The 8061-nt window shown below is 50.6% G+C and carries 11 protein-coding genes; 7 read left to right on the forward strand and 4 right to left on the reverse strand.

Annotated features, from left to right (window positions below):
* Window positions 1-130: 130 nt before the first annotated feature.
* Both B5D58_RS10205 and B5D58_RS10210 read left to right on the forward strand, forming a co-directional pair.
* Window positions 131-415 carry a c-type cytochrome gene (locus B5D58_RS10205; RefSeq protein ID WP_011111353.1) on the forward strand — a complete coding sequence of 95 codons (285 nt, stop codon included), beginning with the start codon at window positions 131-133 and terminating at the stop codon, window positions 413-415.
* A 33-nt stretch (window positions 416-448) separates the two neighbouring features.
* Entirely contained in the window at window positions 449-775 is a 327-nt protein-coding gene (locus tag B5D58_RS10210; protein WP_011111354.1) for a c-type cytochrome, read from the forward strand.
* Between the two features lie 70 nt (window positions 776-845).
* Here B5D58_RS10210 and B5D58_RS10215 read toward each other — a convergent pair whose 3' ends face one another.
* Window positions 846-1283, reverse strand: coding sequence for a DUF1841 family protein (locus B5D58_RS10215; RefSeq protein WP_041357074.1), 438 nt, complete (start codon window positions 1281-1283; stop codon window positions 846-848).
* Between the two features lie 242 nt (window positions 1284-1525).
* Between B5D58_RS10215 and B5D58_RS10220 the strand changes: the two genes are divergently transcribed.
* The 5 genes from B5D58_RS10220 to B5D58_RS10240 all read left to right on the forward strand — a co-directional run bounded on the left by B5D58_RS10220 (window position 1526) and on the right by B5D58_RS10240 (window position 6440).
* Window positions 1526-2347: a DODA-type extradiol aromatic ring-opening family dioxygenase gene (locus tag B5D58_RS10220; RefSeq protein ID WP_041356519.1), complete on the forward strand. Its 822-nt coding sequence runs from the start codon at window positions 1526-1528 to the stop codon at window positions 2345-2347.
* A 79-nt stretch (window positions 2348-2426) separates the two neighbouring features.
* A complete protein-coding gene (locus B5D58_RS10225) occupies window positions 2427-2753 on the forward strand; it encodes a c-type cytochrome (RefSeq protein WP_011111357.1) in 327 nt (108 codons plus the stop codon).
* Window positions 2754-2768: 15 nt separating this feature from the next.
* Complete coding sequence (locus B5D58_RS10230) at window positions 2769-3716, forward strand: hypothetical protein (RefSeq protein ID WP_011111358.1); 948 nt, start codon at window positions 2769-2771, stop codon at window positions 3714-3716.
* A gap of 12 nt (window positions 3717-3728) precedes the next feature.
* Window positions 3729-5273, forward strand: coding sequence for an FAD-binding oxidoreductase (locus B5D58_RS10235; RefSeq protein ID WP_011111359.1), 1545 nt, complete (start codon window positions 3729-3731; stop codon window positions 5271-5273).
* 51 nt (window positions 5274-5324) lie between these two features.
* The gene (locus tag B5D58_RS10240; RefSeq protein WP_011111360.1) at window positions 5325-6440 is read left to right on the forward strand and encodes an NAD(P)-dependent alcohol dehydrogenase; all 1116 of its coding nucleotides are present in this window, start codon (window positions 5325-5327) and stop codon (window positions 6438-6440) included.
* Here B5D58_RS10240 and B5D58_RS10245 read toward each other — a convergent pair.
* From B5D58_RS10245 to B5D58_RS10250, 3 genes are all read right to left on the reverse strand, one after another.
* On the reverse strand, window positions 6377-7504 hold the full coding sequence (locus tag B5D58_RS10245) for a TonB-dependent receptor domain-containing protein (protein WP_050731239.1): 1128 nt from the start codon (window positions 7502-7504) through the stop codon (window positions 6377-6379). The two genes, B5D58_RS10240 and B5D58_RS10245, sit on opposite strands and share 64 nt — an antisense overlap.
* A 25-nt stretch (window positions 7505-7529) precedes the next feature.
* Window positions 7530-7694, reverse strand: coding sequence for a hypothetical protein (locus B5D58_RS13900; protein ID WP_158297458.1), 165 nt, complete (start codon window positions 7692-7694; stop codon window positions 7530-7532).
* Between the two features lie 35 nt (window positions 7695-7729).
* Window positions 7730-8061: IS1595 family transposase (locus B5D58_RS10250; protein ID WP_143779572.1), on the reverse strand; the 332-nt coding region annotated here is incomplete at its 5' end.

Below are 8061 nucleotides of genomic sequence, written 5' to 3' on the forward strand. Positions count from 1 at the left end.
ATACACAACAGGGACATAGCGATAGGCTTCATTGACTAAACGACCCCCATCGTTTAAAGTTCGCTTTTTTTGAGAGGAGGATGCAAAAGTGAAAAAGGCAGCAGCCATTAAACTACTTATCGCTTCTGGCATGATTCTGTCGTTTTCCGGCATGGCAAGTGCAGCCGGGAATACTGATTCGGTCCAGAGCAAAATTGTCATGTGCCAAGGCTGTCATGGTATAGAGGGATATCGTACTGCGTACCCACATGTTTATCATGTGCCAAAACTGGGTGGACAGCATTCAGCTTACCTGGTCAAAGCACTGAAAGATTACAGATCCGGAGAGCGTAACCATCCAACCATGGTTGGTATTGCAGGGACACTTTCCGATGAGGATATCGATGCGTTGGCTGCTTATTACGCCGGTAATTGATTACTCTTCTTAATCCAGGGGGATATAAACAACATGAAAAGCTATTTGGTGGCCGCAGTCAGCGGGTTGATATTTTTTTTATCGGGACAGGTAAGCGCAGCAGATATTGAAGCCGGGAAAAAGAAAGCAGAGGAGATATGCTCATCCTGTCACGGTCTGGATGGCAACAGTCCGGTGCCAATGTTTCCGAAAATTGGCGGCCAGCCCAGAACCTACATCGAGAAAGTATTGAAAGATTACAAATCAGGGGTACGTAAGGATCCGGTCATGGCTGGTATGGCAGCTGCCTTGAGTGCGGAAGATATCGACAATCTGGCGTTTTACTATTCCAGCCAGTCAGGATTACAAGTCAAGCGGTAAAACCGCTTCCGTTATTTATACGGAGGCTGAGAAGCGGAGTGTGTCCCGGGGTCGGGTACATTCCGCTTTTTTATTTGTTTCCAATGCGTTTATCCATACATTCAAGATAAATTCCAGCATCAGGCGCAGTCTGGTTGCGCTGTGAATGCCAGAGCATCTCTGCAAGGCATTCCATTACGTGATGCATCGCTTCGTGTTCATCTCCCTGCAATCTGGTTTTCAGTTGCTCAAAACGCTGCAAGATACCAGCCGGCTGATCAATGGCAAGCTGCTCGCGGATAGCGACATGCATACTCATGTGCAGAAAGGGATTCGTCTCACCCAGTTCAGGCGGGAAGTCTTTGTCGAGATAACGTTCCACGTCCTGCAGCATGGAATGATATTCCGGGTGCTGCAGAATGACTTCCAGCGCAATGGTTTCCATGCCGGATAACGGTTCTTTTCGATGATATTTCTGCCAGGTATCAAAAAACAGCCGGCGTGCTTGATCTCTCGATGGGTTGAACATTACCGCAGATTTTGTAAAGGGTGATACCAGAAGATGACAGGATAATTCTGCTGTCATCATACACCGAAGAAAACATGATTTCCGGTAAAGGTGGAACTGCGCAATTTCAACCTGATTCATGACGGGTGCATGAATATCCCTGCCCTGATTTGATCGGGTAGGTTTGAAGTGCTTACCTTTCCTGATCGATGGAGTACACTAGACTGGCAACACTCGTGTTTTCTGTCAACGGATGTTTTTTAATGATGAGTCGGGTATCACAAGCGCTTGCGCCCGTTTTATTTTTACCGCACGGTGGCGGGCCGTTACCTGTTCTGGGTGACAAAGAGCATGAGAAGATGGTCTCCTTTCTGAGAGAAATCGCGACCGAGCTGGGTGAACCGCCAGCAATTCTGATTATCAGTGCCCACTGGGAAGAGGAACAGGCGACGATAACGAGCAATAGTCAACCTGGAATAATTTATGATTATTATGGATTTCCTGCTGCGGCTTACGAAATTCAATATGCAGCGCCTGGTCATCCCGGGCTGGCGAATGAAATTTATACCCTGTTGACAGCAAACGGTATTCCGGCGAGACTCGATGAACAACGCGGTTTCGATCACGGGATGTTTGTACCGCTCAAGCTGATGTTTCCACAAGCCCGGATTCCTTGTGTCCAGTTGTCGTTGTTGAATAACCTGAATCCTCGAATGCATATTGCGCTTGGCAAAGCCATTACCGCTTTGCGAAGCAGAAATATTCTGATCGTCGGTTCAGGCATGTCATTTCACAATTTGAAAGCATTTTTCTCGAGCACGGTTGATGGCCGCGGAGAAAATGAGGCATTTGACAACTGGCTGATTGAAACATGCACCCATCCGGCAATTGCGCCCGAAATGCGTGAACAGCGGTTGATCGAGTGGGAAAAGGCGCCTTTTGCCCGATTCTGTCATCCAAGAGAAGAACACTTGTTGCCATTGCATGTCTGCTATGGTGTCGCTTGTGTCGATACCCCGACAGCACGGACTGTATTCAACGGAGAAATCATGGGCAGGAAAGTAACGAGCTTTCTCTGGCAGTAGGCTGCTGACGGAATATGCGAATTCAGTATCATCGGCCTGGAACATTTGGAATCGTGATGAAACTCAGTGGAGAATCCGTATGAAAAAACTGAAATTAAAAGCCGCGGTATCTGGTTTCCTGTTTACTGCCATATTAATGAACAGTGCATGGTCGGCACAAGAAGAGAAGCCCGGTACCGGTTTCGCGTGGAAGGATGGTGCAGAAATTTACGCCAAAATCTGTGCTTATTGTCATGAGGCCAATGTCGGGCCGCAAATTCGTAACCGTGAACTTCCTGCAATCTATATCCGTGCGATCGTTCGTAATGGAAGCCGGGCCATGCCCGCTTTTCGCTCTTCTGAAATCGACGATGAATCACTGGCAAAAGTGGCAGATTTCATTTCTCAGAAAGCATCTCAGTATTGAAGGAGGTCCTGCTCCATGGATGAAACCCGACGTGACTTCATCAAAGGTATGTTTGCCAGTGGAACTTTCCTGGCTCTTGGTGTGCCCGGAATTGCTCGAGCGGCATCGGTTGGGCCGCTTTTCGACAGCACACGAAATTGCCGGCTATTATTGGGAAATACCACCGGTGCCGAATCATTTGCAAAAGGTGTGCAGTCTGCCTGTTTCAACCATGGCAGCCGCCATCATGGTGCGTTACCGGTATTCCGGTTCGAAAGTGAGTTATCAACCGGTTTTTTGCATTTGGTCGATTTGTTGATGCAATCGCGGAATACGCGCTGGATTGCTGTCATGGATCATGCCGATGCAGCCATATTTACTGAGCTGATACGAAATTCCGCCGCTCATCTGCTGGCATCAGGCTCACATACTTTTGCAGCCGGTGATCATGCGGCTCTGCCGTTGCGTCATGTATGGGCTGCGGCATCACCAGCCTACAGTACAGGAGGGTTACTGGCATCGATGCTGGCTCGCGAGCAGTACAGTTTCTCGATTGTCGAACGTTTTCTCACGCAATCAGCGGGGGAAAGTATAGAAAATGCTGCACTATCTCTCCCGGAATTTTTGCCGTATCACCGGGCTGATCAGCCTGTAACCCGTTTGTATTGTGCTGGTGTACCGCTTCCGGAAGCCGGCCGGCTGCTCGGCTGGGAAACATCAAAAAATCAGGAATCCTTATTTTCCCGGACCATTGCCTCTACTGCCAGCCGGAATGAAACAGCAGGTAGTACGACAGTTGAATATCCGCAATCCGGTGACTGGGTTGAAGCTACCGGTTATGCAGTTGCAGCAGCTGCACTGGGGATGAAAATAAACCGGGAATCATGTTCTGAGCGCGCATTCGTATATCGGTCAGGCCAGGGTCATCCGGATCATAAAGGGTTGTCGGGAGTAAATTTCGCCTCATTTGTAATCGACGTGTAGGGAGAATACAGTATGGCCAGTAAATATATTGCATTGCCGAAAGGAGTATCAGAAAAAGATTTCGAGGCGGCTGTCGGTCATTTTCGCGGAATATTGGGCGATGACGCCGTACTCACCAGTGCGGAACAGCTTATACCCTATACCAAGACCATGATGCCGGTTCCTGATGCCGAGCATACGCCCTCCATCGCATTGCTGGCGACAACGGTTGAACAGATCCAGAAAATCGTTGCGGTTTGTAATCAGTACAAGATACCGGTCTGGACGATTTCCACCGGCAAAAATTTAGGTTATGGTTCGGCAGCTCCGGCGGAGCGCGGTCAGATAGTGCTCGATCTCAAACGTATGAATCGTATCCTCGAAGTGGATAAGGATCTGGCCTTTGCCCTGGTTGAGCCCGGGGTGACGTACCAGCAGCTCTACGATTACATCAAAGAACATAAACTGGGTCTGTGGTTATCCATGCCTGCGCCTTCAGCCATTGCCGGGCCGGTTGGTAATACGCTGGATCGTGGTGTCGGGTATACACCCTATGGAGAACATTTTCTGTTCGCTTGCGGTATGGAAGTGGTGCTTGCCAATGGTGAAGTGCTGCGCACGGGGATGGGATCGATGCCTAACTCTAATACCTGGCAGGTATTCAAATGGGGGTATGGCCCCTATCTGGATGGTATTTTTACGCAGTCCAACTATGGCATCGTTACCAAATTCGGATTCTGGCTGATGCCTGAACCCCCGGCGTTCAAGCCATTCGTGATTCAATACGAACATGAAGAAGACATCGTGGAAATCGTGGAAACGATCCGCCCGCTGCGTATCAGTGGAGTCATTCCAAATGCAGTCGTTATTGCACATGCGCTGTATGAAGCACCTGTGAAAGCGCGGCGGGGTGATTATGTGAGCGGACCGGGTTCGATTCCGGATGAGGCCGTTTACCGGATTATGAAAGATCATAAACTCGGGATCTGGAATGTGTATGCGGCGCTCTATGGCACGCAGGAACAGATTGATGTGAACTGGAAGATCGTGACACAGGCATTTGGTCAGTCGGGCAAGGCCAAAATCCTGACAGAGCAGGAAGCGGCAAATGATCCTGCATTTGCTTATCGCACCAAGCTCATGCGTGGAGAAATGACATTGACAGAATTTTCGCTGTATAACTGGCGTGGAGGTGGCGGGTCGATGTGGTTCGCACCTGTTTCCCAGGCGCGAGGAAGCGAAACACTCAAGCAGATGGCGCTGACCAAGCAGATTCTTGCCAAGTACGGGCTGGATTATTCCGGTGAATTTATCGTCGGGATGCGTGATATGCACCATATCGTCGATGTCTTGTACGACAAGACCGATGCAGAGCAAACGAAAGCAGCCTATCAGTGTTTTGACGAGTTACTGACCGAATTTTCTGCACGAGGGTATGGAATTTATCGTGTCAATACGGCGTTCATGGATAAGGTGGCTGAAACCTATGGCCCGGTACAGAGAAATATTCACAGAACACTTAAAAAGGCGCTGGATCCTAACGGGATCCTGGCACCGGGAAAATCAGGCATTCGTTGACTGTATTTGTTCTTTGTACAAGAAATGACCATCTCAAAGCGAGGAGTACAGATGAGACGAATCAGGGCTGCAGTGGTTTACCAGAAAGGCGGGCCTTTTCAGATCGAAGATCTGAGGCTGGAAGCGCCGCGTACCGATGAGGTGCTGGTACGCATCGTAGCGACCGGGATGTGTCATACCGACATGGTGGCTCGTGACCAGCTTTATGATGTACCGCTACCGGTAGTCCTCGGGCATGAAGGTTCAGGTATCGTTGAACAGATCGGTGATGGTGTAAGAAAAGTGGCAGTTGGTAACCATGTTGTACTTACCTATATGTGGTGCGGTCATTGCAAACCCTGCCTGCGTGGCGATCTGACCTACTGCGAGCATTTTTATGCGCTGAATTTCGGGGGAGTACGTGAAGACGGCAGTACTTCGACCTGTCTGGCAAACGACACCCGGAGACCGATTCACGATCATTTTTTTGGACAATCATCATTTGGCACATTTGCTCTGGTGCATGAACGCAATGTGATCAAAGTACCCGAAACTGCACCACTGGAACTACTTGGGCCATTGGGTTGCGGCATTCAGACGGGTGCCGGGGCGGTCATTAATACACTTAAAGTCAGCCCGGGCAGCAGTTTTGTAGCATTCGGCGGGGGTGCGGTAGGATTGAGTGCGGTGATGGCGGCACATGCTGCCGGTGCTACGACAATCATTTCTGTCGATGTAGTTCCTTCACGCTTGGCGCTGGCAATGGAACTTGGCGCGACCCATACCATCAACAGTCGTGAAACGGATCCTGTTGAAGCGGTTCACAAGATTATTAATGGAGGGGCTGATTTCACTTTGGAATCGAGTGGACGCCCGGCCGTATTGCGCCAGGCCATCGATGCACTGGCGATCCGGGGGACATGCGGTATCGTCGGCGCGCCTGCACTGGGTACTGAGGCGAGTTTCGATGTTAACGGCGTAATGACGACAGGCAAGCGCATCATCGGGATCGTCGAAGGGGACAGTAAGCCGGACCTTTTCATCCCGGCACTGGTCGAGCTCTACCAGCAAGGGAAATTTCCTTTCGACAGGCTGGTGAAGTTTTATTCCCTCGATCAGATCAATCAGGCTGCCGAGGATAGTGAAAAGGGCATCACGATCAAGCCGATCATCCGGTTGCAGTCATAGATTTTATACTTCACCTCCTGCCTCGTAAATCTGCACGAAATCTGGAAATCGACGCCTTTGCGGCGTGTTTCTCCCAGGTTCTGCGTTGCATTGGCGCTCGGCAGGTTGGCGACCTCGGCAGTGGCATCCTGCTGCCAGAGCGCGATTCGGGCTTCTGTCCGCTTAGTCAGACGGAACTTGGTGCCCAGTTCGATGCCGGTATTGATTGACGGCTTGATTTCAGCAGTACCAGTAGTCAGGTAGGCCGGTGAGCGGGATCCGGTGACGATCTGGAAGGTACGTCCCCAGTTGCCATAGACGCTGAAGGCTGCCGACGGACTATATACGATGCTCAGCTTGGGCTGGTTGATCCAGTCGTAATCTTGCAAGGGATAGGTCTGTCCGGTCGCGTTGAGCGTGGTGTGTCCCTTGAACGTGTCAGTTCGGATCGCTGGTACGATCTTCCAGGATCTACCCGGTTTGATGACTGCCTGAACGTAGGCGCCGAAGTTGTCGAGGGTATAGCTGTCGTCGTTGGCTGTCGAGGCAGGTGTGGAGAAATTTATCGGCTCGGCATAGGCGTAACGATAGCGACGATAGCGGTTGTTCTGGTGTTCGTAGTTGAAGCCGCCCTCGATGGCGATTTGCTCGTTAGCCTGCCAAGTCAGTGTGTTGATCCAGCCCAGGTGTTTCTCGTTCCATAGGCGGCGTTGGCGTGGCAGGGTACTGCCTGAGTAGCTGCTGTAGGTGACATGACGATCATCATTGATGCTGTTGTAATACAGTTGGCTACTGTAGGCCAGGTTCTGGCTGAGTTGATAATCCAGATGGCCGCTCAACTGCTGCATGTCGCGGCTGTCGTGGTCGTTGGCATTGCGGGGGGCGGACTGCCAGCAGTCAGCGGCGAGTTCGCTGGCAGTCATGTAGCCAGGGGATTTCGCCTCATGGCTGTAAATGCGAGCAATCAGGCCGGCCTTCAGGCCGCCGGCATCCGAGGTGTAGAACCATTTGCCGCCGATGTTGTGCAGACCGTAACGTGGATCGTTGGTGCCACGGACGACTTCGATATACTCGATATCTGTCATTTTCAGAAGACGACTGCACTAAATGTCAGAAGTCGGTAACACATATGATATTTACCGATGTATCTTGGTATAGCGCATGCTCCCATGCCTGTTCTGGCAGAATGGCCACGCCATGCTCGGTAATCGGTGCGGTATCGATCGCCATGTTTACCTCGCTTTGGTGCAGTCGCCTTCTGAAAATAACACCCATCCCGCTCTGACCTTCCTTTTCAGGTATTAGAAAGGCTATGTATTCGTTAACAGTTGAAACTGATTTTCCCGGCCGAGAGCGGCTTGCAGTGGGACAATAGGTGAACTGAGATTTTCCTGTTGATCGAGCCACCTGAACCATCCGAGGTAATTTTCCAGATACCGGGTAGCAACGCCATGGAATCGTTTCATCCATTGTTTGAGCCGGCTGTGGTAAGCGTTAACGTTCTGAATATGATAGACACCAGCGATGACTCGAACCCCGGCAGCAAGATTGACGGGACGATGGGTGATTCCAAGACTGCGGGCCACGGATCGATAAACAGCCGCACCATCGCTGCAGAAAATGACATCTTTTTCCAGAACAG

Source organism: Nitrosomonas europaea (assembly GCF_900167395.1).
Classification (GTDB): Bacteria; Pseudomonadota; Gammaproteobacteria; order Burkholderiales; family Nitrosomonadaceae; genus Nitrosomonas; species Nitrosomonas europaea.

What these genes read in the sequence shown, in the direction of transcription:
- B5D58_RS10205 (WP_011111353.1), top strand. Translation starts at nt 131, where the DNA reads ATGATTCTGTCGTTTTCCGGCATGGCAAGTGCAGCCGGGAATACTGAT.
- B5D58_RS10210 (WP_011111354.1), top strand. Translation starts at nt 449, where the DNA reads ATGAAAAGCTATTTGGTGGCCGCAGTCAGCGGGTTGATATTTTTTTTA.
- B5D58_RS10215 (WP_041357074.1), bottom strand. Translation starts at nt 1,283, where the DNA reads ATGTTCAACCCATCGAGAGATCAAGCACGCCGGCTGTTTTTTGATACC.
- B5D58_RS10220 (WP_041356519.1), top strand. Translation starts at nt 1,526, where the DNA reads ATGATGAGTCGGGTATCACAAGCGCTTGCGCCCGTTTTATTTTTACCG.
- B5D58_RS10225 (WP_011111357.1), top strand. Translation starts at nt 2,427, where the DNA reads ATGAAAAAACTGAAATTAAAAGCCGCGGTATCTGGTTTCCTGTTTACT.
- B5D58_RS10230 (WP_011111358.1), top strand. Translation starts at nt 2,769, where the DNA reads ATGGATGAAACCCGACGTGACTTCATCAAAGGTATGTTTGCCAGTGGA.
- B5D58_RS10235 (WP_011111359.1), top strand. Translation starts at nt 3,729, where the DNA reads ATGGCCAGTAAATATATTGCATTGCCGAAAGGAGTATCAGAAAAAGAT.
- B5D58_RS10240 (WP_011111360.1), top strand. Translation starts at nt 5,325, where the DNA reads ATGAGACGAATCAGGGCTGCAGTGGTTTACCAGAAAGGCGGGCCTTTT.
- B5D58_RS10245 (WP_050731239.1), bottom strand. Translation starts at nt 7,504, where the DNA reads ATGACAGATATCGAGTATATCGAAGTCGTCCGTGGCACCAACGATCCA.
- B5D58_RS13900 (WP_158297458.1), bottom strand. Translation starts at nt 7,694, where the DNA reads ATGGGTGTTATTTTCAGAAGGCGACTGCACCAAAGCGAGGTAAACATG.